Source organism: Paenibacillus odorifer (genome assembly GCF_000758725.1).
Classification (GTDB): domain Bacteria; phylum Bacillota; class Bacilli; order Paenibacillales; family Paenibacillaceae; genus Paenibacillus_AQ; species Paenibacillus_AQ odorifer.
Window position 1 is genome coordinate 3,510,036 of the sequence record NZ_CP009428.1, and the last position, 25,416, is coordinate 3,535,451.

A 25,416-nucleotide genomic window follows, 5' to 3' on the forward strand; every position below is an offset into this window, starting at 1 on the left:
GGTTGACAAAACTTTATAAAAAGTGAGGAGTAGAGCAATGAACTTTAATAAAGAACAGCTTTTTTGGATAAATCCAATCAATGATTATTCTATTACAGAAAACAGGATTGAATTTGTAACGATGCCGAATACAGATTTTTGGCAACGAACCTATTATGGTTTTAGAAATGATAATTCACCTGCACTGTTAATGAAAACTGCTGAGAAGTATTTTTCATTTATAGTAAGAACAGATTATGATAGTGCAAATAGATACGAGCAGTGTGGGATAGTCATCTATCAGAACAGTGACAATTGGTTCAAAGCATCGGTAGAATATGAAAATGAGGAATTCCAAAGACTTGGAAGTGTGGTTACAAATCACGGATATTCAGATTGGGCAACAACAGATATCGATGCAAATATTAAAACAATGTATTATAGACTAAGTCGACGTGAAAGTGATTTCTGTATTGAAAGCTCTTTGGATGGAACTACGTTTGAACAGATGCGTATTTTTCATTTGTTTGAAGGGAATGAGGAAATAAATTTTGGCTTATATGCTTGTAGCCCAGAGAATTCTTCATTTAAGGGCGTTTTCACGGAAATGGAAATTACTGAGTGTAAGTGGTTGGAGCATAAATAGTCGTTTACACAGCTGAAAGTGAATATTACTCAATAATGGCCTTCCTATAAAGGAAAGGTCTTTTTTAGTGGAGCGGTTATAAAGTTGTCATCAGTTTCCATTTTCTACAGTTATCCATGTGGTAAAATTAGGATAAGTGGATCTTGGGAGGAGAGGACATTGAGTCTTGTGATGATCATTTTGTTACTGTTCTTAAATATTCCAGTATATAGATTTTTGTTTCGTGTGTTCTTCGTGGATAATGATGATTATAACGAATCGATTAGGCATACTTTTACGCCTAACATCATTTCTTTATTCCGGGGAGAGTATTGGAAGGATAGAATGAATACGGCAAGACTTCAGTTTTTTATACTCATTTGCGGTGGGATTGTTGTTTTGGAATACCTTGTTTTGCATAAAATAATTGATATTTTTCGTTAAATAGAACTTCATTTAGAAACTTCTGCTTATGGTGAGCAGGAGTTTTTTTATCTTGCATAAGCACCGCTCTATTATGGAAAACTTATGTAGTGCGAATAAACAGCATGAATCCATTTTGCGAGGTGATAATGATGACAAATCAAGATCCGCAGGAGCTTCTTAAAAGTAAACATAAGCTAGATGAGCAGAAGAGGCAGTTCACAAATTTTGCCCGAAGTGCTTCCGGTCATGGTGAAGTAGAAGCAGGCCAGGAATTCAGTAATGACCGAGTGCCAGATGATCAAAACCGTATGAAATCTGTTGAGAACAGGCAAGATTGATCTTAACAAAGCTATCAAATAAGCCGATCCTTTTCTGGATCGGCTTAGAATAATAATTATTACGTTGTAAGGTTGTTCAATAGGTATCGGATGCTAGAGTTTTCTTGCTTTAATTACAAAAGTTACAGGAAGCATCTTTGCTTTTTTTGCAAAATCGCTTTTATCGTCCCGCGACTGCATAAGTTCATCATCAGATTGCTCAATCATTTGCTCAATAACAAATCCAGCTTTAGAGAGCGCATTCACATAGGTTGATAATTTACGATCCGATAAGGTTAGCGTACTTTCTTCAAGAGATACTGAATACCAAGATTCATCGAAATAACATTTTTTGAAAACAAGCATATCATTTTCTGCAACAACACATTTGTGTATAGGGTGAGACCAGCTGAAAATAAATGATCCATCTTTTTTAAGGTAAGAAGCAATCCGGCTAAAAGTACCCTCAAGGTCTGTTGTCCAGCCTATGGCATAAACCGAATAAACAAAGTCAAAATAATCCTCTGGCAGGCCACATTCTTCTTCCATGGGAGAACAGATCAAATTTGCTGAAAGTCCGTGCGCCGTCAAAAGTTGCCTAGTCTTTTCGATTTGATTCTCTGATATATCCGTACCCCATAGTTCAGATGCATTGCGTTCCCCCAAATATTGCAAAGATTGACCGCTTCCACAGCCTATCTCCAGCAACTTTTTCCCTGAGACATCACCAAAAAGTTGACATTGTTCTTCTGAGACAAATGCTCCATATAAAGGTAGTGCGGTAGCTCCTAAAACATCATTTCCTTTTGTATCCCAAAATAAGCTGTTTGTTTCATGAATAGCATTCGTATTCATATCGACCGAGATGGCGACGCCAACCTCACCCGCGCCTATAACGTTTGTTCTATGACCAGAATTTTTGTCCATGCAGACACCCGCCCCAAATATAGATTATATAAGCCTAAACATATCTCCCGACTTGCGCGTAATCCTAATAACATATATCGAACACGAACAAGCTGAAATATCAACCATAGAATAATCTACCATTTTCCCATGAACATAACCATCCATAATTTTCTATTAAAACTTCCATTTATGAAATAAAGCATGATATGACCATATCAGAAAAGGAAAGTTATGCCCCATGAATTTGTTACAATATGTAAAACCGCTGCAAGGTACCGCTTCAAATTATGAATATTTCAACGGGAACACCCTTCCCTTAGTGGCGCGGTCATTCAGCATGGCAGCTTGGAAACAGGAGCTTATTTTTTCTAACCGTATATACACAGTTTCTTCCTCCCGCTAATATGTACTCCCCCCGTTCAATATGAACATTATTACCTAGAACAGTTTTAAATAGATGTAACTCATTTTTGCATAACCCGGTACATACAGCAGCAGCTTCACAGATCGGGCAATGTTTCTCAATGAATAAAAGACTGCCATCATCCTGCTCCTTAACCTCGGCCATATACCCTTCATTTGTTCGAATCTCGGCCAGTTTCTCCAGCTTCACTCTAACATCTGCTGTATCACCGAGTTGCTGAAGATATTGTTCTTGCATATTCTTATTTCGAACAGCCAGCAGCTTGTCCAGCCCCTCGTTTCCGAAAGCTTCTTTCATGGAATGGATCAGACTGACGGATAAATCCGAATATCCGCTTGGAAAAAACCGATCGGCCGCGGGGGTTAAGATCCATAGCTTGGTGGGCCGCCCCATGGGACGGGCCTCTTCTTTATTAGTAACCAGCCCTTCTTCTTTCAGCGCATTCAAATGTTGACGAATAGCCATTCCAGATAGCGAAAACTGCGAGGAGAGTGCCATAACATCCATTCCCCCTTGCTGCTTTAACAGATCAATGATCGCTCTTCGGGTCTTGGTTGAGACATCCTTTTTGGTTTGATTTCGGCTCAAGGTGCACCTCCTTTTGAAGCAACTAAATCTACATCACAGACTACATTTTAAACAAAAATGTTGACAAAGTCAAAGCTGAACTGTAGCTTAGACATTATAAACAAAAATGTTTACTAAGTGTCCGGATACGATGTATACATACCAATTTTCTTGGAGGTCACATTTCATGTCGTCTAATCATCAAAGTATTTTCAGCCCACGTTATTTTGCACTATCCATAGGTATTATTCTGTCAGTGATGGCTGTTGGATTCGAAGGTCTGTCCGTAACCACCATTGCCCCTTCGATTGCTGGAGATTTGAACGGCCTTAGCCTGTTTGGCTGGATATTCAGCACGTATCTGCTTGCGCAGATTATCGGAACTCTGGTCGTCGGTCGAATCATAGATAGAAGAGGACCTGCAGTACCGTTCACTATCGCACTACTTTTGTTTATCGTTGGGTTGATCGCTGCCGCAACATCAGGCGATATGTTTACCATGATAGGATCACGGGCCATGCAGGGTTTGGGCGCCGGAGCTATGATGACTTGTGTGTACACAGCAATATCCTTAAGCTACCCGGATGAATTACGCGCCAAAATACTAGGAGCGTTTGGTACGGCCTATGTTCTTCCGTCCATGCTCGGTCCATACGTTGCAGGTCTTATCGCAGATCAGTGGTCCTGGCGGTTTGTTTTCTGGGGAATATTACCGATCCTGATAATTTCAGCGCTGCTTAGTTTACCTGCGTTCACGAAATTAAAAACACCGAAGACACAAGGGGATATCGGAGCTTCATCGACTTGGATGGCTTTACTGTTAACGATGGGTACAGGGATTTTCTTGGTTGGTCTAAGCATGCTTCCGAGTATTATGGGATTTGTTTTAGTCCTTATCGGCTTAGTACTGATGATATTTCCGCTCCGCAAACTGCTGCCGAAGGGAACTCTTACGCTTCGAAGAGGCATGCCAGCTATTCTGGCAACACGTGGGCTGTTCTTCGCTGCCTATACCAGCACACAGAATTTCTTGGTATTGGCTCTAATCGATGTGAAGGGAATAACGCCTTCTCAGGCCGGATTGATTGTAGCGAGTGCTGCGTTGAGTTGGTGCGTCATAGCGTATCTGCAAGGACGGTGGGATTCGGCAGATCAGGGGCGTGGACGGCATACGCGAATTATTCTGGGTGTATTGCTGCTTGCCATAGGGATTACTATCGTATTTTGGATACCCGTGGTGACCGTTACCGTTGCAGTTATTGGACAGATCATCGCTGGAATCGGCATTGGATTGGCGCATCCGATTAGCGGTGTTGTGGCGTTTTCTCAGACAAGAGAAGGAGGTGTCGGCAACACCTCGGCAAATCTGCAATTTGCGGATTCTTTTACACCCGGTGTAGTTATCGGGATCGGCGGTTCCATTCTTGTGGTTTGTCAGGCTGGCGGAATGTCACTCCAATCCGGATTAATTGTAGCAATGGGTTTCCATCTCTTGTTGATTGTAATGAGTTTATTTGCGAGCACTCGGATCTCACCAGTAGCTGAACAGATAGGAACGGGTATCCAATCTTTAGGTTTGAAAAACAAATAAACGAAGGAGGAGTTCACAATGATCATCGAGGTCAGTGATAAGGCATCAGAAAAAATCGCCGAAATCTTATTAAGTGCGAATATCCGAAATCCATTCCTTAGAGTGGGTGTTGATGAAGGGGGATGCAGTGGATTATCCTATACCCTAGTCGTAGATGAACAGCAGGCAGAAGAGGATATTGTATTAAATAAAAAGGATTTTAGTATATTGGTTCACCCGAATAGTATTCCTTATATTGACGGTCTTGAAATTGACTATGAAGAGAGTGGAATGGTAGGCGGATTCACTATGAATAACCCTAATGCAAAAGCTTCATGTGGATGCGGAGCCAGTTTCAGAATGGCCAATTATCGTGGCGAAATAAAAAAATGTGATTGAACAGCAGAAAGGAGAGAAGAGGAATGATAGCATTTGCAGTATCCGAAAAAGCATTGGATTCATTTAAGAATGAATGGGGTTTGGAAGAGGACCAATATGTAAGAATTTATGCAAAATATGCCGGTGGAGGCTCAAATGCCTTCACTGTTGGAATTAATGCAAGTGCTACACCGATCGATCCCGCATGGGTTCAATCCATTGGCGGATTTCATTTTTTTGTTGAAAAAACTGATATTTGGATTTTACAGGATGAACTTCTTCAAATTGATTGTAATGAAAACGGCATATTTTCAACCAAAATCTCCTGAGCATCTTCTTGGGTACAATGTACATTAGAATATCTACTACACTTCTAGCAATTTCGCACACTATTGTCTATACTGTTTTAAATAAATATCAGAATTGGATCTGATCTTAAAAGAAGCATGGTGCTAGGAAGCAGGTGCAGAACATTGATAAATTTGGACAAATTAGCAAAGGCATTTACTAAAGGTGTCTATGAAATAGAAGATAGAAGCCGCTTAGTCATCCAGCCCAAAAGCTTATTAAGTGAATTCACCACCGTTAAGCATGGATTTCTATTTATCATTCGCGGGGGAGCCAGAATACGTGTGAATGGAACGGTATATGAATTACGGCCAGGATCAGTTTTTCATGCTGCTCCGGGCATGCAGATGGATTCACAGGTTATAGGACAATCTGAGCTCGAGTATTACTCACTTTTTTATAAATTGGATATGCCGGAAGAAATGAATAGTACTCACGAATTTGACTCTCATTTCAAGCTGGAGCCGGGAGCGAATCTAAAGATTATTGAATTACTAATTATGCTCCATCAGAATGCCCATCCATCCGGAGAAATTGGGAAGCTGCGTATCAAGGAGTTGTTCTTAAGCCTGATGCATCAGGTTCTGATTGCGTGCAGTTACAGAGAGAACGATAGTTCTCCGAATCAAAGAATGGTAGACGAAGCTCTTGCGTATATTAAACTTCATTATATGAATTCACTTACACTCGGTGAGTTAGCGGAACAGCATGCAATGAGTGCCAACCGCTTCTCTTACCTCTTTCATAAATATACGGGACTACGACCAATCGACTATGTCGTTAATTATCGTTTGGAACGGGCCTGTGAATTACTCAAAGCAGGTAATTTTCCTATCCGCGAGATTGCTGACCGTGTTGGTTATGACAATCCACTATATTTCAGCCGATTATTCAAAAAGAAATTCGGTGTTTCTCCCTCTGCTTATAAATAATGTACATAATGAGCTTCTTTTACTTGAACTACGTCTGCAGCTACTGGTGATAAGCCAGAAGTGCAGACTTTTTTTATTTAGATTAAATAATGATGCATGCTGGATTTGAGATTTGTACATTTGAATTTATTTAAATTTTTGATAAACTCACCTTTGTAACTGAGAATCATTATCAGTAAATTGATTTATAAATGAAAGGCTGGTAGATATGACAGAAAAAAGACCAAGACAATTATGTATTGGCCTGTCCTTAAATGCAACCTGGATGAAAGGAGACGGCTGGCGGCACCCGGATAGCGGAGTAGAGAAGATGGAGTCTATTGATTACTATATTGATTTGGCAAAAATGGCTGAGAATTCAAAGCTCGATTTTCTTTTCAGGGCTGATTATCTGTATGTTAGCCCGCAGATGTTAGGAGACTCCTCAAATTTCGGCAGCCCCGACCCTGCATTGTTTTTTGCAGCGATAGCTCGTGAAACCGAGCGGATCGGACTGGTAACGACGATTTCCACTACTTTTAATCCGCCGTATGTTGTTGCAAGGCAATTGCAGTCCTTACACTGGCTGAGCAATGGACGCGCCGGCTGGAATATTGTCACTTCGATTGAAGGTGCCGATAATTTCAGCGATTCACCTATGCCGTCACCGGAAGAAAGATATGCCAAGGCTATGGAATTCACGGATGTTGTACGCAAGCTTTGGGAGAGTTTTCCGAATGAAGCGATTGTTATCGACCGTCAGTCAGGTATGTTTTCGGATAAGGATAAAGTGACTGCCATTAATCATTCCGGGGAATTTTTCAGTGTAAAAGGGCCGCTTACTTTGCCTGCTCACAAATCAGGAACACCGCCGCTATTTCAAGCTGGTGCTTCAGACATTGGACGGAATTTCGCCTCATCTGTAGCCGATGCTATTTTTGCGGCAATGCCGGATATCGAATCGGGAGTGGAACTAAGGAATGATCTGAGAAGAAGAGCGGCTGAGCAGGGCCGTGATCCGGATGCTATCAAAGTTTTGCCGGGCTTATATTTTTTCCTGGCCGATACGCGCGAAGAAGCACTTAAATTACATAAGGCTGCACATGCGAATTTAAGCCTTGAACGCAGACATGCTTCGCTCAAATCGGTGATGGGTCTTGATTTAAGCGGTTATCCCTTAGATAAGCGAGTAACTGACGATATATTACCCGATTCCAGTCAGGCCGTCCGCAGCCGGACTCATGCCGAATTGTTACGGCGGTATATTATCAAAAACCAGCCTACAGTGAAAGAAATCTTGGACAGGCCGGAGGTTGTCGGATCTGCACATTGGGTATCTGTCGGGACAGTAGAGGATGTGCTGAACGATATTATTGAACGGTTTGATGCGGAGGCTATGGATGGCTTCATCGCCTTGCCAGGCGGCTCGGAACAATCTATGGAGTTGTTTTTTGAGAAGTTGGTACCGGAGCTGGTTGAAAGAGGTTTATTCCGGAGTGAATATACTGGAAGCACTTTCCGTGAGCATTTAGGGATTTAAAAAAGAGAAATGAGGCGATTGAACGATGCATGAAGAGGAATTGTTTGATGTTACGATTATTGGCGGCGGTCCGGCTGGATTATTTGCTGCATTTTATAGCGGACTCCGTGAAATGAAAACCAAAATTATAGAATTCCAACCTGTGCTTGGCGGCAAGGTGCATGTCTATCCGGAAAAGATGATCTGGGACGTAGGAGGCTTACAGCCTATTCTTGGCTCACAACTTATTGAACAAATGGTTGCTCAAGGGATGACTTTCCAACCGGAGGTTGCCTTTAATGAAAAGGTCACATCCATCTCGCAAGATGAAGCAGGTTACTTTATTTTACACACCGCCGCAAACCGGAAGCATTTCACTAAAACTGTGATATTGGCCATTGGAGGAGGCATTCTGAAGCCGGTCAAGCTCGAAATCGAGGGTGCCGAAAGATTCGAAATCACAAATTTGCATTATACGGTGAAGTCACTTGCCCGATTTAAAGAGAAGACTATCCTAATATCGGGAGGCGGCCATTCTGCTGTTGACTGGGCGAATGAACTGGCTCCGATTGCCAAAAAGGTGTCTCTGACGTACCGGAAAGAGAACTTAAAGGGGCATGAAGCCGATATTTCACGCTTGGCAAACAATGGCGTAGAGTGCTTGTTAAATACTTCAATCGAAAAGTTGATTGCCACACCGGATCACGAAAGAATAGGGACTGTACTGCTGAAAAGTAATGACAACGGAGAGGCATTTGAGCTGTCTGTCGATGAGGTCATCATTAATCACGGTTATGAGCGCGACAAAGAACTGCTGGTGAACAGTGAAATTAAAATGGATCTGTGGGAACATCAGATTTCAGGATCAGTAACGAGCGGGACATCCGTGCCGGGTATTTATGCGGCAGGTGATGTTCTACACCATGATGGGAAACTGCACCTGATCGCGGGGGCATTCCAGGATGCTGCCAATGCGGTAAACCAAGCCAAACAATACATCACACCGGAGGCAAATTCGTCCGGGATGGTGTCTTCACATAATGACCTGTTCACGCAGAAAAACCGTAATTTAATGAAGCATTTATACAGACAGTAATGATAACAACTCAAGGGGGAGCCAAATGAAAAGACTATATGGATGGATTGCATCCTTAATTATACTTGCAGGATTATTGGCTGGATGTTCCGAAACTTCAGTCACGCCTACACCGGAAGCCGGCAAGATCGATGAAGCGGGATGGCCTAGAACAATTGCGGATGCCAGCGACAATGGAGTGGTGCTTAAGACACGTCCTGAGCGTATAGCGGTTTTGCATCCCTTGTATTTAGATTACTTTTTTGCTCTAGATACTCCTCCAATCGCATCAACCAATGCAGCGGAAGCGATGAAGGATTTTGCTACTTTACAGCCTTATGCTGGAACTGCTGAAATTATTAATTTGGGCAGCAGCAATGCGAACCTGGAAATGATCATGGATGCAAAGCCAGATGTGATTGTAACCTTCAAGGGTTCTGTTGATAGCAATTATGAAGAGTTGAATAAGATTGCACCAGTCATCTTAATTGACTACACCGATACCTGGGAAAAAACGGCCATGCTGTGTGCTCAGATTGTTGGTAAAGAGACATTAGCGGAACAAGCCATTAAGGAAACCCAAGAAATGATTGCAAAAACAAAAGAACAGTTAAGTAGTCTTGAGAATAAAACATTTGCTTTACTACGGGTCGACGGAAAAGCCAATTTTAATGCTCAAGGCTCTAAAAACACGATGTACTACAATCAAACTGTAGGCTTTGGGTTGTTGCCACCAAAGGGATATCCTGAAGAGGGAGGGGCACTTTCTCTGGAGGGAATATACAGCATGAATCCAGATTATATTATTATCCAGCATGATATGGATATCGCAAAGGCAGCCATCAAGGACAAGGAAACTTCGAACGTGTGGAACTCACTGGAAGCAGTGAAAAACAATCATGTACTTATCTTTGATAACTCACTCAATAGCGCAAGTATCCTGGCTGTCCGTTTGGCTGCAGATCATTTTCTGCAATTGGCGTCTGAACAATAAAATTATATTACAAAATCCGATTGCACCTTTTAGGGCAATCGGATTTTTGTTATTAAGTTAAATATCTTGACTGTTATTGATAATGGTTATCATTTATGATGAGTATTAGACAGATAACGGAGGGGTAGTCATTATGCACAAAAGCAATCAAATATTGCTTTGGGACCAAGCGACGGTCAAGTTATTGGATGTGCGCCGTATTGAAAGGGTTCGGGGCGAAATTCTTCATAAATATAAGATTCCTGCCAGTATATTTTTACTTTCGGTACAAGGGAGCGCTCAAGTTCAATTAGATCAGTCTGAATTTTCTTTTACAGGATTTCAAGTCCTGCATAGCGGGAAAGGAGCGACCCTTAATATTGTTCCGACAAGCAAGAATTTTGTTTACTATATCATTTATTACCGTGCATGGATGCAAGAGGAGGATCTGTTCCAAACACAATATTGTTTTTCCCCAGATGCACCCATTTTACTTTATAACAAAATGCAATTGATGTATCAAAAATGGAACGAGCAAGAAGAGAGACTCAATGTAAAATCACTTTTTTATCAATTCATTCATCAGGTTTTAAAAGAATTACATAGAAAAGAGACTGAAGTGAAACAAACAAGTGTTGCAGTCCAGGTAATCACCTATATCCAGGAGTACTATGCGGAGCCAATTACATTAGATTCGCTTGCGGAAGTATTTAATTTCAGTGCTTATCATTTGTCATCCTTGTTTAAAGAGCACACAGGTATGAGTCCGATTGATTACTTAATTCGGTTTCGGCTTGAACTTGCAACGGAGCTTTTAATGACAACAGATGCTTCGGTCGGGGAAATATCAGCAAGTGTTGGTTATAAAGACGTATATTATTTCAGCCGAATTTTCAAGAAAAGAAAAGGTGTATCCCCTGCACATTTTAGAACAAGAGAGTTTCAGCGGCCTAAAGTTGCTGAAAGTCCATTAAACTTCCCCACATCCTCTATTTTTGAACCCATCGTTCAACAGTATATTAATAATGATAATCATTATCATAATACGGAAAAAGGGGAATTACCTATGTTTAAAATGACAAAATCTCAGACGACGGCAGCTTTACTGCTTTGCAGTTCTCTATTATTAGGTGCTTGCTCAAGCGGGACGGGTACTGCTACGAAGGAACAAAGTAATGGGAATGGAACCGTAAATCAAGCAACATCAGAAGAAAGTACGAACACTCGAATAGTATCAACGCCTAAGGGAGATGTGGAAGTACCAGCAGAGCCGAAAAGAGTGGCGGCTGACCAATATATGGGGCATTTATTGAAATTAGGAATTATACCCATCGGAGCAAGAACGTTTATGCTGGATGAAGGGTGGATGGAAAAAGCGGACATACCCAAAGAAACGATCGAGAAAATTGAGGATTTAGGGGATTTTCCTTTAAATTTGGAAAAATTAACGATGCTAGATCCGGACTTAATTATCGGTTCGATCGATGAGAACATAGAACAATATGAGAAAATTGGGACCACTGTTTTTCTGCCTTATTGGGAGGGGTTAAAAACAGCAGGGCCGCTTGATAAATTTAGGAGTGTAAGCAAAATATTCGGAAAAGAAAAAGAAGCAGAAGAATGGATTACGGAATATGAACTGAAAGTAGCTGAAGCAAAGTCGAAACTTGCCGGGGTTATCAAGGAAGGGGAAACCGTTTCGATTGTTCAGTTTTCACAAAAGGCCGTGTACGTCTTAGCGGCAAAGGGAGAAAATTATGGTTCTTCCACTATATACAATATGCTGAAGCTGCCTCCAACAGAAAGTGCCAAAAATATGGCGGAGGGGTTTGAATCCATTTCACTTGAAGTGCTTCTAGAATACTTAGGTGATTATGTTTTTGTATATAATGGCGATGCGGATGCAACCAATAAAGCAATGGAAAGTAACATATGGAAAGGCATCCCTGCAGTGAAAAATGGCAAAGTTTATTTGTATGGCGATAATTATCATGATGAATTCGTAATGGAGGACCCTTTTTCATTAGAGCTTCAGCTTGATACGATTGTGAATTTGTTACTTGGTTATCAGTAACTTAGGAGAGAGCGAAACGGAGCATTTATCCGTTTCGCTTTTTTTTGTACTAATATCCCGATAGCCCAATCCTTCATCATGAGCCTCAGCAACTGTGACTTTTTTCATAATACCCTTTCTATATTCGACCCGTTTTATAGGCCAAAAGTATAATTTTTACAGCAGTTTACATAAATCTATCTTTTTTTTAATTGTTTTGAGATAGGATAGTAGATGTCAAGCAGGTGGGTATTTATGGTAATTACTCACCGGACTATTTCTTGAGGAGGAAGGGTATGAAGGAGAAGAATTCAGTTTGGAAAAAGAGGCTGATGAACAGCACTCTATCTGTGGCGGTGGCCGTACCACTTCAGCTGTTCACGTTCGGAGCCGGTTCGGCGGTATTCGCAGAAGGACCAAACGATCCTGCACCGTACATTGAGGCCAAAGTGGTCAATGAGCATGCAGGCCAGAAGATCCTGTTTGACAATACCCATGAGCAGACTGCGGGAGCAGCCGATTGGGTGATTGACGGCGCTTTTTCAGACTTTGGGAATGCCCTTGCCCAGGAAGGCTATTATGTCAAAGAACTCCGCAAGACGACTCCAATTACTTTGAGTGATCTTTCCGATTATGATGTCTACATCGTCGCCGAATCCAACGTGCCCTACAAAGCAAGCGAGCAGCTTGCGATGGCGGAATATGTGGAGGATGGCGGCAGTATTTTCTTCATCGGCGACCATTATAATGCCGACCGCAACAAAAACCGCTGGGATGGTTCTGAAGCTTTCAACGGCTACCGCCGTGGAGCGTGGGACAATCCAGCCAAAGGCATGAATGCCGATGAGGTCGCTTCTGCAGCCATGCAGGGTGTGGTTAGCTCTGACTGGCTGGCGGACGAGTTCGGTGTCCGTTTCCGCTACAATGCGCTTGGCGACATTAACGCAACCAACATCGTGGCTCCCGATCAAGCCTTCGGCATTACAACGGGCGTATCGGCGGTAGCTATGCATGCCGGTTCCACGCTGGCCATTCTAGACCCAGCACGTGCGAAAGGTATCGTCTACCTGCCGCAAACCAATGCTGCCTGGGCCAATGCCGTAGACCAGGGGGTCTATAACGGCGGCGGTGTGGCAGAAGGTCCTTATGTAGCAGTTGCGAAAAAAGGCGCCGGCAAGGCAGCCTTCATCGGTGACTCATCTCCTGTAGAAGATGCAACACCGAAATACCTGCGCGAAGATACCGGCGCCAAGAAAACAACTTACGATGGCTTCAAGGAAGTGGACGATGCCACACTGCTGGTTAACACCGTCAACTGGCTCGCTGAGCAGGAGAGCTATACGGATTTCACCCAGGTGAATGGCCTGATGCTAGATCAGCCGACAGCACTGCTGCCATTCGAGGAGCCAGCGCTGTCCACTGAGCCGCAACCGGAGCCTTGGGCTCAACCAAATGCTGGCTACAAATGGTATGATCGCAGCACCTTCAAAGCAGGCTCCTACGGCGGACCAGCAGCCACTGCAAGTGCGGTTTATAACTTCACGCACCAGGCTGTGCTGCCAAATGCACAGAATTTTCAGATTCGGGTGAGTGCAGATAATCTTCCAGCAGGCACAAGCGTTTCCGGCTTCCAGGTAGGTGTCTACCAGGTAAGCAGCGGCGCCCAAATCGCCAAGATTCAGAACAGCGACGGCACCTGGCCAAGCAGCTACGGCTATAGCTCCTCATTCAATCTGACGGCTGATCTGAACGGTCATGCCTACAAGGACCTGACGATCCAGATCAAGCCGGGCACCACAGCTGCATCCAATCTGCGCCTCCGTCAGAACAGTACAAACCTCAAGACTGAATCGGTGACGCTGGGCAATGTTCCTGCTGAACCGCTTCCGGCTGAGGAAGATCCCATTCCGGCTACAATCTCTATCGGCGATTCCCGGGCTAAGGCAGCCGGATCACTGGTAACGGTGGAGGGGACCGTGACGACCGAGCCGGGTATCTTTGGCGGACAGTCCTTCTATCTCCAAGATGGAACCGGTGGGGTTTATGTCTTCCAGAGTCAGAGCGGCTTCCACGTGGGCGATAAGGTCAAGGTAACAGCGTCCACCGCACTGTACAACACAGAGCTGGAGCTGACCGAAGCAGTACAAATTGCGAAGACGGGCACGGCGGCACTGCCGCAGCCGATTGCGGCGAACATGGTGAATGATGCCAACCAAGGCCAATTGGTTCAACTGAACGGTGTGACAGTGGCGAACATTATCAACGCTACGCCAAGCGGCTCCTTTGAATTCGACGCAGTCAACGCCGACGGGACAAGCAATCATGTGCGCGTGGATGCCCGGACAGGCATTACTAAGGATATCTTCCCTTATACTGAGGGACAAAAACTTAATATCACAGGTGTTGCCGCAATTTTTAAAGGCATCTACCAGCTCAAGCCGAGAAGCCTCGATGACTTCGCCGCAGCAGAAGAAGAGGGGGCTCCGGTGACAACGGCGACGCTGTCTGCCGAGCCTAATGCTTCCGGCTGGTTTAACCAGCCGGTCACCGTTACCCTGAAGGCGAATACAGATACAGCTAATGTTTATTACTCGCTTAACGGCAACAATGAAGCTGAGTACAGTACACCTGTGGACCTGAAGGAAGACGGGCGGCATACATTGACATACCATGCTGTGCCGGGAAAAGGCAAATCGGAAGATCCCAAGACGTTGAACCTCAATATTGATACGGCTCCACCGGTTGCCGAACTGAAGGAATCCGGCCATGAGGTGAGAGATGTAGAAGAAGGAGCGCAGCTTTACTTTGAATTGACTGCTGACGATATATTGTCAGGTGTCACCTCGAAACAGCTTCTATTAGATGGGAAAACGATTGCCGAGGGCCAGACCCTGAGCGCCGCCGATTTAGGCGCCGGCTCCCACACCGTGAAATACACCGTGCAGGATGCGGCCAGCAATACGACTGAAAAGAGCTATACTTTCCAGGTTATTGGCGGCCAGGTGATTGCGACTGGTAAGCCAGGACAGGCTGATCTTTCCTCCAACAGCAGCTATGCTAATGGACTTAGTGATGGTAACTATACGGTCACCATGAACCTATGGTGGGGTAATAACGGCACGAGCTACAAACTCTATGAGAACGGCACACTGATTGATTCTAAGACACTGAAGGATGTATCGCCGGCTGCCCAGACGGCAAGCACAGAGCTTCATGGCAAGGTGAACGGCACTTATGTATACACTGCGGAGTTAACCAACAAATATGGCACGACCAAGATCGATTCGCTTACGGTCACCATAAGTGACTCTGCGCCGGGCAAGCCGATTCTGTCCGAAGATAACTGGGACGGAGATGGCACCTATAAGGTGTCGATGAATCTTTGGTGGGGAACTAACGCTACAGAGTACCGACTGTATGAAAACGGGGAGCTCATCGACTCACAGCCGCTGAATGCCCATACACCTTCGGCGCAAAGTGCAGCAACCACCATCAGCGGACGCTCTGCCGGTGTGTACGAATATCGGGCGGAGCTGGTCAACGCGGCGGGAGTAACTGCCAGTGATACGATCAAGGTAACGGTCATCCGCTAAACTGAATGGCAGTAACAATAACAGTAAAAAACGAAGAGCGCCGGATTCCAGGCCGCTCTTCGTTTTTTACATTACCATTAGTTCATTGTGCCTCGCAAAAAGCCCTGGTTCGCACCAGGGCTGCAAATCATATGGATTATAGGCCGCTATCATCGGTAGTTTCGTAACCATAGTCGAAGGTCTCGATAGTACCATCATCATATTGAAGTGTGAGCTGGTCAATAATAATCGTATGTATTGTATTCTGATATGTAAAATCACTGAAAATAAATAAAGTATCATTGGGCTCAACCGGCCCCACATATTTAAGCGAAAAGCTGCTCTTGCCGTTCAGCTGATCATTGGAAGGATCGCCTACTGGATTAAACGTGCTGATGTGGGCTGTGTAATAATTGATCCTTTTACCGGTTAAGTTGTCAGCTTCCCAGGTCAGCTTAACAGCATCGGCAGAGTTCGTACTATACTTGAATTCTAATGGCGCACCAATCCCTTGCCCGGATGGGGTATCTGCTGCTGGCAGATCTTCAGCTTCATCACCGGCGGGTCCGGTATCATCGTCCGAAGGCATATCTTCCAAGACAACGGCTTCCGGGGAAGGTGAAGATTCAGTAGGATCTGATTCAATAGAATTGGACCCAGTAGTGTTGGATTCAGCAGCAATAGCAGCTTTATCTGCGGTACTAGGTGGTATTTCTTCGATAACGGGATTACTTGCCACATTCTGCCCATTCAAGCGTGTTTCAACGCTAGGGGCCACGTAAATTCCTAAAAGAAAAGCTATCATGATGGATAAAACATAGATGAGGACTAAATTGAACCGATTCAAATACACACTTCCTTTATTGTTATTTTTAATATGAACCTACTTATAATGACATGATTATTAAGGATTTGACAATATTATTGCAAAAAAAAGTTGCGACTGTGCAGAGGCCAAATGTTTAAAGATCAACTCATTTAATATGGGTTGATTTTTTTATGTCCTACATGAAATAAATCAAATTAAGACTATTAATTTAAAAAGATTATGCTATAATCGTAATTATTACGATTAAGATCTTGGAGTTGAATGCCATCAATCGATACTTGTTGCAACGCTTATTGCAGCTCATCCCCGTGCTGCTCGGTATCTCTTGCATTACCTTTGCGCTGATGCACTTAACGCCAGGTGATCCAGCGGAGATCATGCTGCGTGCTGACGGCATTAAACCCACGCAGGAAGCTGTTGAGGTGACCAGACTTGCACTTGGTCTGGATGGTCCTGTACATAAGCAATATTTTCATTGGTTGAACCGGGTGTCCCATCTCGATTTAGGCCTATCTTACAGCAGCGGTCGTCCAGTATTCACAGAGCTAATGAGTCGCTTTCCGGCAACTATACTGCTCAGTGCCTGTTCCGTATTGTCCGCTATTCTTATTGCCTTGCCTATAGGAGTGGGATCTGCACTAAATCCGGGTAAATTGCTTGATCGACTGGGAAGAGTATGTGCACTGCTCAGTGTTTCAATGCCGGGATACTGGCTAAGTCTGCTCCTAATTTATTATGGTGCGGTGAAGTTTAAGCTATTTCCTGTGATGGGAATGGATGGGGTATCCAGTGTCATTCTACCTGCCCTCACACTAGGATTTGGAATGGCAGGAGTCTACATCCGCTTGATTCGTTCCAGTCTTCTAGACGTTTTGGGCAAGCGGTACATCACAGCAGCTAGAGCTAAGGGGCTGCAGGAATGGAGAATAATCATTCGGCATGCACTTCGTAATGCGCTTCTTCCGAGTCTTACCCTCCTTGGAGTTAACATAGCGGGGCTATTGGGCGGTTCCGTTATTGTTGAAACTATATTTTCTTGGCCGGGAATCGGTAAGTATGCCATTGAGGCGATTTTTGCGAAAGACTATATTGTCATTCAGGGTTACGTATTATGGATGGCTGTTGTCGTTGTCCTGATTAACTTGACAGTGGATTTATTACATCTGCTGCTGGATCCGCGAATCAGGCTGCGGTGACGATTTAGAAGGAGCGGATTGTCATATTTCGTATTAGCTTATTTAAGAATAAGGGATCAAGGTTAGGAGCGGGCATAGTACTTTTGTTCATATGCGTTGGAGTCTTTGCCCCATGGCTTTCACCTTCCGATCCGCTGCAGATTCACATGGAACACAAACTGGCTATGCCTTCCTGGCAATACCCGCTTGGTACGGATCATCTGGGACGCTGTGTCTTATCCCGATTAATCTATGGGACCCGAACCACCCTGAATTATTCGTTTATGGTGTTGATCGTTGTTTTTGCGATTAGCATCCCTGTTGGTTTACTGGCTGGTTACGCTGGCGGCAAGATCGATCATTTGATTATGCGGATCATAGATATATTGCTTGCCTTTCCCAGCTTAATCCTATCCCTTGCGATTACAGCCATGCTAGGTCCCAGTATGAAGAATCTGCTAATCGCATTTGCTGCTGTCTGGTGGACGGGGTATGCCAGAGTGATACGCAGCATGGTCCTTCAAATCAAGGAAAGTGAATATATTACAGCGGCCAAAGCGTCAGGCACTTCTCATTTACAAATTATTTTCAGGCATATTCTGCTGAACGCAGCCCGGCCTATTCTGGTTCTTGCTTCTATGGAAGTGGGTACGATTATGCTCTCCATTGCGGGTTTGTCCTTTCTGGGTTTGGGAGCTCAGCCGCCTACACCGGAATGGGGAGTAATGCTGAACGACAGCCGTGCCTATATTCAAACGGAGCCACGGTTGATGCTATTTCCGGGAATGATGATCATGCTGGCGGTTCTGGGCTTTAATCTGTTGGGAGATGGCTTGCGACAACCAGAGCGTGTTTTCGATTCTGCAGTGAAGTGGGGGGCCAGAACATGATGGCAGAGTCTCCACTGCTGAAGGTCAGTCATTTACGCACCTGCTTTCACACAGGCAGTTATAAAGTTACGGCAGTTGATGATGTCAGTATCGAGGTGAAATCCCGGCAGATTGTCGCACTTGTAGGCGAGAGCGGCAGCGGTAAAAGTGTTACGGCAATGTCCATATTAGGATTATTAGATTCTCCAGGCTTAGTTGAGAGTGGAGAAATCTGGCTTAAGGGTAACAATCTTCGTGAGTGCTCCAGCCGTCAGTTACGGAAGCTTCGGGGAACAGAAATGGCCGTAATCTTTCAAGATCCTATGAACGCGCTGAATCCGGTACTTACTATTGGCAGGCAGATCACGGAGACGATTAAACTGCATAAGCGGGTGTCGGGAAAAGAAGCAAGATTACTTGCCATGAAGCAGATGGAGCAAGCAGGGCTCAGCGATCCTGAATTACTTTTCAATAAATATCCTTTTCAAATTAGCGGTGGTATGTGTCAAAGAGTAATGATTGCCATCGCACTGGTATCCGGTGCAAAATTATTAATTGCAGATGAGCCTACAACGGCATTGGATGTAACCATTCAAGCCCAGATTCTTAAAGAGCTGGACCGAATCAGATGGACGAACAATGTCGGCATCCTATTAATTACCCATGATCTAGGCGTTGTTGCGGAGCTTGCAGATTATGTATATGTGATGAAGTCCGGGAAGATCGTGGAATCAGGCAATGTGTTTGAACTCTTTTCTAATCCCGTGCATCCCTATACTCAATACTTAATGGAGTGCAGATAACAACGGTAATATTACATTTTTCAGGGACGTGGTGATCTTGAAGTTATTGGAAGCGGTAAGCCTGAACAAGAAATATGGGATGGAAAGGGGGTGGTTCACACGTAATGCCAGAAGTGTTCATGCCGTCAACAACCTGTCTCTCAGTCTGGAGAGCGGCGAAACCCTTGGATTAGTGGGGGAAAGTGGCTGTGGTAAGAGCACTTTGGCCAGACTTCTTCTGGGACTGGAGAAACCATCCTCCGGAAGAGTTATGTACCGGAACGAGGATTATACGGACTGGAGCTTCAGCGAAATGCGCATGATCCGCAGGAAGATGCAGATGGTGTTTCAGAACAGTCTGGCTTCATTTAATCCGTTGTTTACGGTAGAGCAGATTATCGGGGAGCCTCTTCGAAACTATGGAGAGAGGAAGGCTGGAGCCCGCAGGGTTACGGTAGCAGACACACTTGAGCTTGTGGGACTTGAACGGCAGCATATTCACCGCTATCCGCATGAACTCAGCGGTGGACAGCAGCAAAGGGTCGGAATTGCACGAGCGATCACCTTGCGGCCGGAGCTGATTATCTGTGATGAACCTTTCTCGAGTCTCGATGTCACCCTGCGAAAGCAAATGATGGATCTGCTGCAGGAGTTGAAGCATGAGCTGGGATTATCCTATGTATTCATTACACATGACTTGTCAGTTGTAAATCGTTTTTGCGACAGTGTGGCAGTGATGTGTCAAGGGGAAATAGTAGAGAAGCAATCAGGTGCAACTATGTTGCAGCAAGCAGACCACCCTTATACAAGAACATTACTCTCTTCGGTACCCGTGCAGGACCCCCGCTTAAGGAAGAAGAGACTGGGCACAGAGTGGCAACCCAGCCATTCCTATGATGTTAAGTAGAGAAAGGATGTACCAAGAATGAGAACGAACCTTAAGACAAAAAGCCTATTATCAAAATCGTTATTCTTTATGCTTCTTGTGGTAGTTATGGTGATATCAGGTTGCGGTAACAGTAATAACAGCAATTCTACGGCTAGAGCCAATAATACCGCCAATAATGAAGCTGCACAAGGATCTGAAGCTCAGGACAAGACAGTCACTGTTGCTATATCGTCCGATGCCGGTATAGACCGATTGGATGCCGGTGCCTATGATGGTTCGATGAATGTGCACGCGATGATATATGAGGGATTAGTGGAGTATAGTGAAAAAGGCGAAATACTGCCGTCGCTTGCGGAGTCTTGGGATATTTCAGAAGATGGGAAAGTATATACGTTCCATCTTCGCCATGACGTCAAATTCTCTGACGGTACGGAGTTTAATGCTGATGCGGTTAAATTCTCCTTCGAACGCTGGATTAAGGATCCAGCCAATTCGTTAAATGTGGCGACTGCGATGCAATCCCTTGTTGTTGTGGACGAACATACGATTACAATGACATTCAACAAAGCGTATTATCCCTTCTTAACCGAGTTATCCTTTGCAAGACCGGTCCGAATTATCAGCCCTTCCGCTGTGGAACCCACAGGAGATATTACGGGTAAATTCATCAAAGCGATTGGAACTGGCGCATGGATGGCTGAGAGCTACAAAACAGATCAGGAAGCCGTACTCGTCAGAAATCCGAATTATTGGGGAGAAATGCCGAAGCTGTCGAAAATTATTTTAAAGGTAATCCCTGATCCACAGTCCAGAGTACTAGCGCTGCAAGCGGGAGATGTTGACATTGCCGGGGGACAAATGGGAAAGATTCCGGTCGAAAGCGTGCCAGTGATTGAAGCGGATTCTTCGCTGACCTTGCAAAAAGCACAAGGAACAAACTCTCATTTCATGATCTTTAACTACAAAACGCCCGCACTTCAAGATCTGAATGTGCGCAAAGCTATCAATTTGGCAATTAATAAAAAAAGCATTGTCGATGATCTTATGGACGGTATCGGCAGTGAAGCCCAAGGTCTGTTCCCGTTGACGGTTCCTTATGTGACGGAATCCAATAATACCTGGTACGGCTTCGATCCGCTGGAAGCGAAGCAGCTGCTAGCAACTGCCGGTTACACGGATTCGGACGGAGATGGAATGGTACAGAAGGACGGAGCGCAGCTTGAGCTTAATTTCGTGCTGCAGCAGGCTGAGTATCCCGAATGGAAGTCCATCAGTGAACTGGTTCAGTCTGAGTTAAAGGAGATTGGCATTAGAGTGAATCTTCAGGTTCTTGAACCGAATGCCTATTACGATGCCTTATGGACAAGCAAAGCCTATGATCTAATTATGTACCGGACTTATGACGATGCCTATAATCCGCATGCATTCTTGCTCTCCTTATTTCATAAAACAGCTGATGCATCTGCTGTGGTATGGTCTGATCCTGCACTAGAATCTCAAATTGACACAGCAGTAGGAACAACCGATATTCAGGAACGTCAGACCGCATATGACTCCATTTTTTCCAAATTGTATCAGGAGGCTATGTTTGCAGCTATTTATTTCCCTGACGATATCTTGGCAGTAAATAATAGAGTGACTGGATTTAAACCGGGGTACTCCACCTTTATGCCGGTCTTCTGGAATCTACTCGACATAGGAGAAAAATGATGTTAAAAGAGATTTCGAAATACTGGACATCAAGCTCGGAGAGTTATGACAAAGTCATACAGACTCAATTCCGCAGTAAAAAAACTATAAACCTCTGGAAACAACTGCTTATTAAAGGGTTGGGAACAACTCCCCAGCAAAAGGTGCTGGATGTGGGAACAGGACCTGGCTTTTTCTCCATACTCTTATCACAGATGGGTCATCTGCCTACAGCGGTGGATGCCTCTCAGGGAATGATAGATAGAGCTTCACGAAATTTTGAGAGTTATGGATACAAAGTTCCAGCTTATGTCGCTGATGCTGCCGACTTGCATATGGAGCTAGAGAATAGCTTTGATGCAGTGGTCTGCAGGGATGTAGTATGGACGCTGCCTGATCCACAGAGGGCTTATGCTGAATGGTACCGGATTCTAAAACCGGGCGGGACTCTGATTATTTTTGACGGCAACTATTTATATAAAGAGAGCAAGACTGTATTCCGTAAACTTTGGTATGCTTTGTCCTGGACGCTGATTCTGCTCACAGAACAAAGAATCCGCCAGCGAAGCAGTCAAGATAAAAGCCTGCTAAGCGAGTTGCCATTTGTTAATGTATTACGGCCTGAAGCTGACGAGACAGCGCTGAAACAGGCCGGGTTCCGAACCATAGATGTTCACCGAAACTTTATCCCTGCCCGTGCGATGCCGCTAGATTATTTGAAATACGGTTACCAGAATGTAAACCGGTTCATGATACTTGCCAAGAAGGAGTGAATGATAAATGGGTATACAACAAGAGGTGGAAATGTATTGGGAAGGCGAAGCTGAGCTGTACAGCGAAGGCATTCAGAAGGAACTGAACGGATTCCAGCGGGAGGCCTGGCTGAAGCTTATCCTCGCTAACGCACCACAGAAGGAAAGATTGCAGGTTCTAGATATTGGCTGCGGGCCTGGCTTCTTCTCTGTGATTCTCTCAAGTGCCGGGCATCTGGTTACTGCGATCGATTGTACCGACAATATGCTGGAAGAAGCACGTTCCCACTCCAGTCGGGAAGGTGTCACCGTTACTTTCCGCAAGATGGATTCGCACAAGCTTGACTTTGCTGCGGAAAATTTCGATCTGATCGTGTGCCGCAATGTTACCTGGAGCCTTACCGATCCGCAGTCAGCTTACAAAGAGTGGAAAAGAGTACTTAAGCCTGGGGGACGGCTACTGGTTTTTGATGCCAACTGGAATCGCCATCTCTGGGACGAAGAGATGCAGCAAAAGCGAGTAGAGGATCAGAAAGTCTATGTAGATAAGGGCTTTGGTGAGCTCCCGCATCATAAGGACATAGAGGAGACAGACCGTCTGAGTCTTGTATTGCCACTGACCAGAGAGTGGCGTCCCGAATGGGATATACGGACTCTCAAGGAAGAAGGATTCACCACTATTTTTGCTGAAGAGAATTTGAACGCCAAAGTACTGGATGAGAAACAGCAAGTCTTAAACCGGTCAACACCGATGTTCATGATTTGTGCTGAAAAATAATATAATAGTGAGAACCTACACATAATTAAATGAAGTAACAATAAAAAGCAGCGATCCTCTAAATGAGAGGCGCTGCTTTTTGAGTAAAGGACAAGAACATTATTTCATTTCCGATTTGATGTTGATCTAAAACCTCTTTTTTGGCTTGTTCATATTCCGTTCATATTGTCGTCACGAAGAGTACATCTTGATTGATTACACTTTGAATATGTCGTCAAGGCGGCACTTCAGATACAGGGACAAGGAAGGGAAGAGATCAACGTGGCAAATAAGGTGGAAATAAAAACAACTGGGACTAAGAGCCACAAGAAACGGAACCTATGGTTAAAAATAATCGGAGGTATTGTAGGGGCGCTAGTGTTGTTCATGGGCATCGTTTTTATCGTTGATGCAATCAGCGACGGGGTAGAGAAAAAGAAAATCGAATCGTATGGCCAGTATGTCAATGTGGATGGGAAAAAGATGAATGTGCTTATTCAAGGCAGCGGAGAACAAACGGTTGTACTCCTACCAGGACAAGGAACCCCGACACCTGCACTTGATTTCAAATTGCTGATCGATGAGATTACCCCTAATTACAAAGTCGTGGTGGTCGAGCCTTTCGGTTATGGTTTGAGCGATGAAACCGAGAAGGAAAGAACGACTGAGAATATAGTAAGTGAGGTTCACGAAGCTTTGCAGCAACTGGGTGTAGACCGTTACATTCTAATGGGACATTCCATCGCGGGACTATACGGAGCGACCTATGTGAACACATATCCGGATGAAGTTCTTGCTTTTGTCGGCATCGATAGCAGCGTTCCCAATCAACCCGGAATGGATGTCAAATTACCTTTGAAAGCCATGCAATTTCTTCAAAAATCAGGTCTAATGAGATTGGTCCAAAAAGTGAGCGGAGATCCGTATGAATCGCTTGCATTCGATGAGCATACCAAAGAACAAATGCGTTTGATTTCGAATCAAGTCGCGACCAATCCAACGTTGATGAATGAACTGAGCCACCTCGGTTCCAATTTCAAAAATGGAGAAAAAATCACAATGCCAAATGACTTGCCGTTGCTTCTCTTCGTTCAATCGAATAACGAGCACAATAAACAGTGGATTCCGCTGCATGAGGAGCAAGTCAAACAATCCGCACAGGGCAAAATGATCCCAATGGAAGGTTCACATTATCTGCATCATACAAAATATAAAGAAATCGCTGAGGCATTCAAAGAGTACATGAAACAAATTCAAATTCAATAGTAGGGTTGATAATTAAACTGCGGAGCCGAACTTGGTTCCGTGGTTTCTTTGTTTTTTTATTTATAAACACGATTTTTAAACCTTATTCCTGGGACATTGGAGTATGGTATACCTCAAGACAAATTTTGGTCATTTCGTCAATGGATTTTGCAAAGTCTGATTGTATCCATTTAAGGAGAACATTATAGAGGGCCCCTGCTTTAAAGTATATTCGGTACACATTCTCGTCGCTTTTGTCATGAGCAGTAGAAAGCATCATTTCATTCAAGCAATCCAGAATTACATGATCAAATTTTGCACTTTGAAGTGCTTTGTAGATGTTCCGCTGCTGAAAAATAACTTCAAAAAGCACTTTGATAAATTTTTGAGGTTCTTTAGCTTTGCCTGTTAATTCATTGGTGTAAGGTAAGAGTTTTTGATTAATTTCGAAAATAAGCGAATCGACCAAATCCACCAGGATCTCTTGCTTGGAGGAATAGTTGTTGTAATAGGCCGTTCGAGAAACCCCTGCGCGTTTCACAATATCGGTGATGGTGATTTTACTAAAAGACTGTTCCTGGATCAAGAAGACTAATGCCGTGCAGATGGCTTCTCTTGTCAAACGGTTAGTTTCTTTATTGGAACGATGCTGAGAGGTATTTGGACTGTATAATTCATGATTTGAGATGACATTTTCCCTCCGTTTGTACATTCTGATGTTCGTTTCATTGTTTTTCATGAGTCTTTTCAATATGCTAAAACCATAAGGCATTACAAATGTAA

The 25,416-nt window shown here is 44.1% G+C and carries 24 protein-coding genes; 20 read left to right on the forward strand and 4 right to left on the reverse strand.

Annotation, left to right across the window (positions count from 1 at the left end):
• Positions 1 to 37 precede the first annotated feature (37 nt).
• From PODO_RS15210 to PODO_RS15220, 3 genes are all read left to right on the forward strand, one after another.
• On the forward strand, positions 38 to 625 hold the full coding sequence (locus PODO_RS15210) for a DUF1349 domain-containing protein (protein ID WP_036677123.1): 588 nt from the start codon (positions 38 to 40) through the stop codon (positions 623 to 625).
• A 159-nt stretch (positions 626 to 784) separates the two neighbouring features.
• Positions 785 to 1,048, forward strand: a complete 264-nt coding sequence (locus PODO_RS15215) for a hypothetical protein (RefSeq protein ID WP_051490957.1) — start codon at positions 785 to 787, stop codon at positions 1,046 to 1,048.
• A 128-nt stretch (positions 1,049 to 1,176) separates the two neighbouring features.
• A complete protein-coding gene (locus PODO_RS15220) occupies positions 1,177 to 1,368 on the forward strand; it encodes a hypothetical protein (RefSeq protein WP_036677120.1) in 192 nt (63 codons plus the stop codon).
• Positions 1,369 to 1,461: 93 nt separating this feature from the next.
• On the opposite strand, the gene PODO_RS15225 is transcribed toward PODO_RS15220, so the two are convergent.
• Entirely contained in the window at positions 1,462 to 2,274 is an 813-nt protein-coding gene (locus PODO_RS15225) for a class I SAM-dependent methyltransferase (protein ID WP_038571275.1), read from the reverse strand.
• A 310-nt stretch (positions 2,275 to 2,584) separates the two neighbouring features.
• Positions 2,585 to 3,268 (reverse strand): helix-turn-helix transcriptional regulator, encoded by a 684-nt coding sequence (locus tag PODO_RS15230; RefSeq protein ID WP_036677115.1) that lies wholly within the window; start codon positions 3,266 to 3,268, stop codon positions 2,585 to 2,587.
• 166 nt (positions 3,269 to 3,434) lie between these two features.
• Here PODO_RS15230 and PODO_RS15235 point away from each other — a divergent pair, with 166 nt between their 5' ends.
• The 9 genes from PODO_RS15235 to PODO_RS15275 all read left to right on the forward strand — a co-directional run bounded on the left by PODO_RS15235 (position 3,435) and on the right by PODO_RS15275 (position 15,667).
• The gene (locus PODO_RS15235; RefSeq protein WP_051490956.1) at positions 3,435 to 4,838 is read left to right on the forward strand and encodes an MFS transporter; all 1,404 of its coding nucleotides are present in this window, start codon (positions 3,435 to 3,437) and stop codon (positions 4,836 to 4,838) included.
• 18 nt (positions 4,839 to 4,856) lie between these two features.
• A complete protein-coding gene (locus PODO_RS15240) occupies positions 4,857 to 5,216 on the forward strand; it encodes a HesB/IscA family protein (protein WP_370510539.1) in 360 nt (119 codons plus the stop codon).
• A gap of 23 nt (positions 5,217 to 5,239) precedes the next feature.
• Positions 5,240 to 5,524 carry a hypothetical protein gene (locus PODO_RS15245; RefSeq protein WP_051490955.1) on the forward strand — a complete coding sequence of 95 codons (285 nt, stop codon included), beginning with the start codon at positions 5,240 to 5,242 and terminating at the stop codon, positions 5,522 to 5,524.
• Between the two features lie 153 nt (positions 5,525 to 5,677).
• Positions 5,678 to 6,475: an AraC family transcriptional regulator gene (locus PODO_RS15250; protein WP_244886340.1), complete on the forward strand. Its 798-nt coding sequence runs from the start codon at positions 5,678 to 5,680 to the stop codon at positions 6,473 to 6,475.
• A gap of 208 nt (positions 6,476 to 6,683) precedes the next feature.
• Positions 6,684 to 7,994 (forward strand): NtaA/DmoA family FMN-dependent monooxygenase, encoded by a 1,311-nt coding sequence (locus tag PODO_RS15255; protein ID WP_038571282.1) that lies wholly within the window; start codon positions 6,684 to 6,686, stop codon positions 7,992 to 7,994.
• A 25-nt stretch (positions 7,995 to 8,019) separates the two neighbouring features.
• Positions 8,020 to 9,069, forward strand: a complete 1,050-nt coding sequence (locus PODO_RS15260) for an NAD(P)/FAD-dependent oxidoreductase (RefSeq protein WP_038571285.1) — start codon at positions 8,020 to 8,022, stop codon at positions 9,067 to 9,069.
• A 25-nt stretch (positions 9,070 to 9,094) separates the two neighbouring features.
• Positions 9,095 to 10,042: an ABC transporter substrate-binding protein gene (locus tag PODO_RS15265; RefSeq protein WP_036677107.1), complete on the forward strand. Its 948-nt coding sequence runs from the start codon at positions 9,095 to 9,097 to the stop codon at positions 10,040 to 10,042.
• Between the two features lie 133 nt (positions 10,043 to 10,175).
• Positions 10,176 to 12,095 (forward strand): AraC family transcriptional regulator, encoded by a 1,920-nt coding sequence (locus PODO_RS15270; protein ID WP_038571288.1) that lies wholly within the window; start codon positions 10,176 to 10,178, stop codon positions 12,093 to 12,095.
• Between the two features lie 275 nt (positions 12,096 to 12,370).
• Positions 12,371 to 15,667: a chitobiase/beta-hexosaminidase C-terminal domain-containing protein gene (locus PODO_RS15275; RefSeq protein WP_038571292.1), complete on the forward strand. Its 3,297-nt coding sequence runs from the start codon at positions 12,371 to 12,373 to the stop codon at positions 15,665 to 15,667.
• A gap of 136 nt (positions 15,668 to 15,803) precedes the next feature.
• Here the strand turns inward: PODO_RS15275 and PODO_RS30070 are convergent, their stop codons facing one another.
• Positions 15,804 to 16,451 carry a hypothetical protein gene (locus tag PODO_RS30070; protein ID WP_155288134.1) on the reverse strand — a complete coding sequence of 216 codons (648 nt, stop codon included), beginning with the start codon at positions 16,449 to 16,451 and terminating at the stop codon, positions 15,804 to 15,806.
• 275 nt (positions 16,452 to 16,726) lie between these two features.
• On the opposite strand from PODO_RS30070, the gene nikB reads away from it, so the two are divergent.
• The 8 genes from nikB to PODO_RS15320 all read left to right on the forward strand — a co-directional run bounded on the left by nikB (position 16,727) and on the right by PODO_RS15320 (position 24,654).
• Entirely contained in the window at positions 16,727 to 17,671 is a 945-nt protein-coding gene (gene nikB, locus PODO_RS15285; protein WP_244886341.1) for a nickel ABC transporter permease, read from the forward strand.
• 32 nt (positions 17,672 to 17,703) lie between these two features.
• A complete protein-coding gene (nikC, locus tag PODO_RS15290; RefSeq protein ID WP_143763136.1) occupies positions 17,704 to 18,540 on the forward strand; it encodes a nickel transporter permease in 837 nt (278 codons plus the stop codon).
• Complete coding sequence (locus tag PODO_RS15295; protein ID WP_051490952.1) at positions 18,537 to 19,322, forward strand: ABC transporter ATP-binding protein; 786 nt, start codon at positions 18,537 to 18,539, stop codon at positions 19,320 to 19,322. The genes nikC and PODO_RS15295 overlap by 4 nt, the downstream gene beginning before the upstream one ends.
• Before the next feature lie 37 nt (positions 19,323 to 19,359).
• Positions 19,360 to 20,208 carry an ATP-binding cassette domain-containing protein gene (locus PODO_RS15300; RefSeq protein WP_051490951.1) on the forward strand — a complete coding sequence of 283 codons (849 nt, stop codon included), beginning with the start codon at positions 19,360 to 19,362 and terminating at the stop codon, positions 20,206 to 20,208.
• Positions 20,209 to 20,226: 18 nt separating this feature from the next.
• Positions 20,227 to 21,900, forward strand: coding sequence for a nickel ABC transporter substrate-binding protein (locus PODO_RS15305; protein ID WP_038571294.1), 1,674 nt, complete (start codon positions 20,227 to 20,229; stop codon positions 21,898 to 21,900).
• Positions 21,897 to 22,652, forward strand: a complete 756-nt coding sequence (locus PODO_RS15310) for a class I SAM-dependent methyltransferase (protein ID WP_244886342.1) — start codon at positions 21,897 to 21,899, stop codon at positions 22,650 to 22,652. Before PODO_RS15305 ends, PODO_RS15310 begins: the two co-directional genes overlap by 4 nt.
• A 7-nt stretch (positions 22,653 to 22,659) precedes the next feature.
• Positions 22,660 to 23,409: a class I SAM-dependent methyltransferase gene (locus PODO_RS15315; RefSeq protein ID WP_038571300.1), complete on the forward strand. Its 750-nt coding sequence runs from the start codon at positions 22,660 to 22,662 to the stop codon at positions 23,407 to 23,409.
• A gap of 261 nt (positions 23,410 to 23,670) precedes the next feature.
• Positions 23,671 to 24,654, forward strand: coding sequence for an alpha/beta fold hydrolase (locus tag PODO_RS15320; RefSeq protein WP_038571303.1), 984 nt, complete (start codon positions 23,671 to 23,673; stop codon positions 24,652 to 24,654).
• Positions 24,655 to 24,736: 82 nt separating this feature from the next.
• Here the strand turns inward: PODO_RS15320 and PODO_RS15325 are convergent, their stop codons facing one another.
• On the reverse strand, positions 24,737 to 25,345 hold the full coding sequence (locus PODO_RS15325; RefSeq protein ID WP_080742704.1) for a TetR/AcrR family transcriptional regulator: 609 nt from the start codon (positions 25,343 to 25,345) through the stop codon (positions 24,737 to 24,739).
• Between the last annotated feature and the right edge of the window lie 71 nt (positions 25,346 to 25,416).

Excerpts from the sequence above, each read along its gene's own strand:
- PODO_RS15225 (WP_038571275.1), bottom strand. The coding sequence starts at position 2,274 with ATGGACAAAAATTCTGGTCATAGAACAAACGTTATAGGCGCGGGTGAG.
- PODO_RS30070 (WP_155288134.1), bottom strand. The coding sequence starts at position 16,451 with ATGATAGCTTTTCTTTTAGGAATTTACGTGGCCCCTAGCGTTGAAACA.
- PODO_RS15305 (WP_038571294.1), top strand. The coding sequence starts at position 20,227 with ATGAGAACGAACCTTAAGACAAAAAGCCTATTATCAAAATCGTTATTC.
- PODO_RS15270 (WP_038571288.1), top strand. The coding sequence starts at position 10,176 with ATGCACAAAAGCAATCAAATATTGCTTTGGGACCAAGCGACGGTCAAG.
- PODO_RS15275 (WP_038571292.1), top strand. The coding sequence starts at position 12,371 with ATGAAGGAGAAGAATTCAGTTTGGAAAAAGAGGCTGATGAACAGCACT.
- PODO_RS15255 (WP_038571282.1), top strand. The coding sequence starts at position 6,684 with ATGACAGAAAAAAGACCAAGACAATTATGTATTGGCCTGTCCTTAAAT.
- PODO_RS15240 (WP_370510539.1), top strand. The coding sequence starts at position 4,857 with ATGATCATCGAGGTCAGTGATAAGGCATCAGAAAAAATCGCCGAAATC.
- PODO_RS15245 (WP_051490955.1), top strand. The coding sequence starts at position 5,240 with ATGATAGCATTTGCAGTATCCGAAAAAGCATTGGATTCATTTAAGAAT.
- PODO_RS15235 (WP_051490956.1), top strand. The coding sequence starts at position 3,435 with ATGTCGTCTAATCATCAAAGTATTTTCAGCCCACGTTATTTTGCACTA.
- PODO_RS15260 (WP_038571285.1), top strand. The coding sequence starts at position 8,020 with ATGCATGAAGAGGAATTGTTTGATGTTACGATTATTGGCGGCGGTCCG.
- PODO_RS15310 (WP_244886342.1), top strand. The coding sequence starts at position 21,897 with ATGATGTTAAAAGAGATTTCGAAATACTGGACATCAAGCTCGGAGAGT.
- PODO_RS15325 (WP_080742704.1), bottom strand. The coding sequence starts at position 25,345 with ATGTACAAACGGAGGGAAAATGTCATCTCAAATCATGAATTATACAGT.
- PODO_RS15210 (WP_036677123.1), top strand. The coding sequence starts at position 38 with ATGAACTTTAATAAAGAACAGCTTTTTTGGATAAATCCAATCAATGAT.
- PODO_RS15220 (WP_036677120.1), top strand. The coding sequence starts at position 1,177 with ATGATGACAAATCAAGATCCGCAGGAGCTTCTTAAAAGTAAACATAAG.
- PODO_RS15265 (WP_036677107.1), top strand. The coding sequence starts at position 9,095 with ATGAAAAGACTATATGGATGGATTGCATCCTTAATTATACTTGCAGGA.
- PODO_RS15315 (WP_038571300.1), top strand. The coding sequence starts at position 22,660 with ATGGGTATACAACAAGAGGTGGAAATGTATTGGGAAGGCGAAGCTGAG.
- PODO_RS15295 (WP_051490952.1), top strand. The coding sequence starts at position 18,537 with ATGATGGCAGAGTCTCCACTGCTGAAGGTCAGTCATTTACGCACCTGC.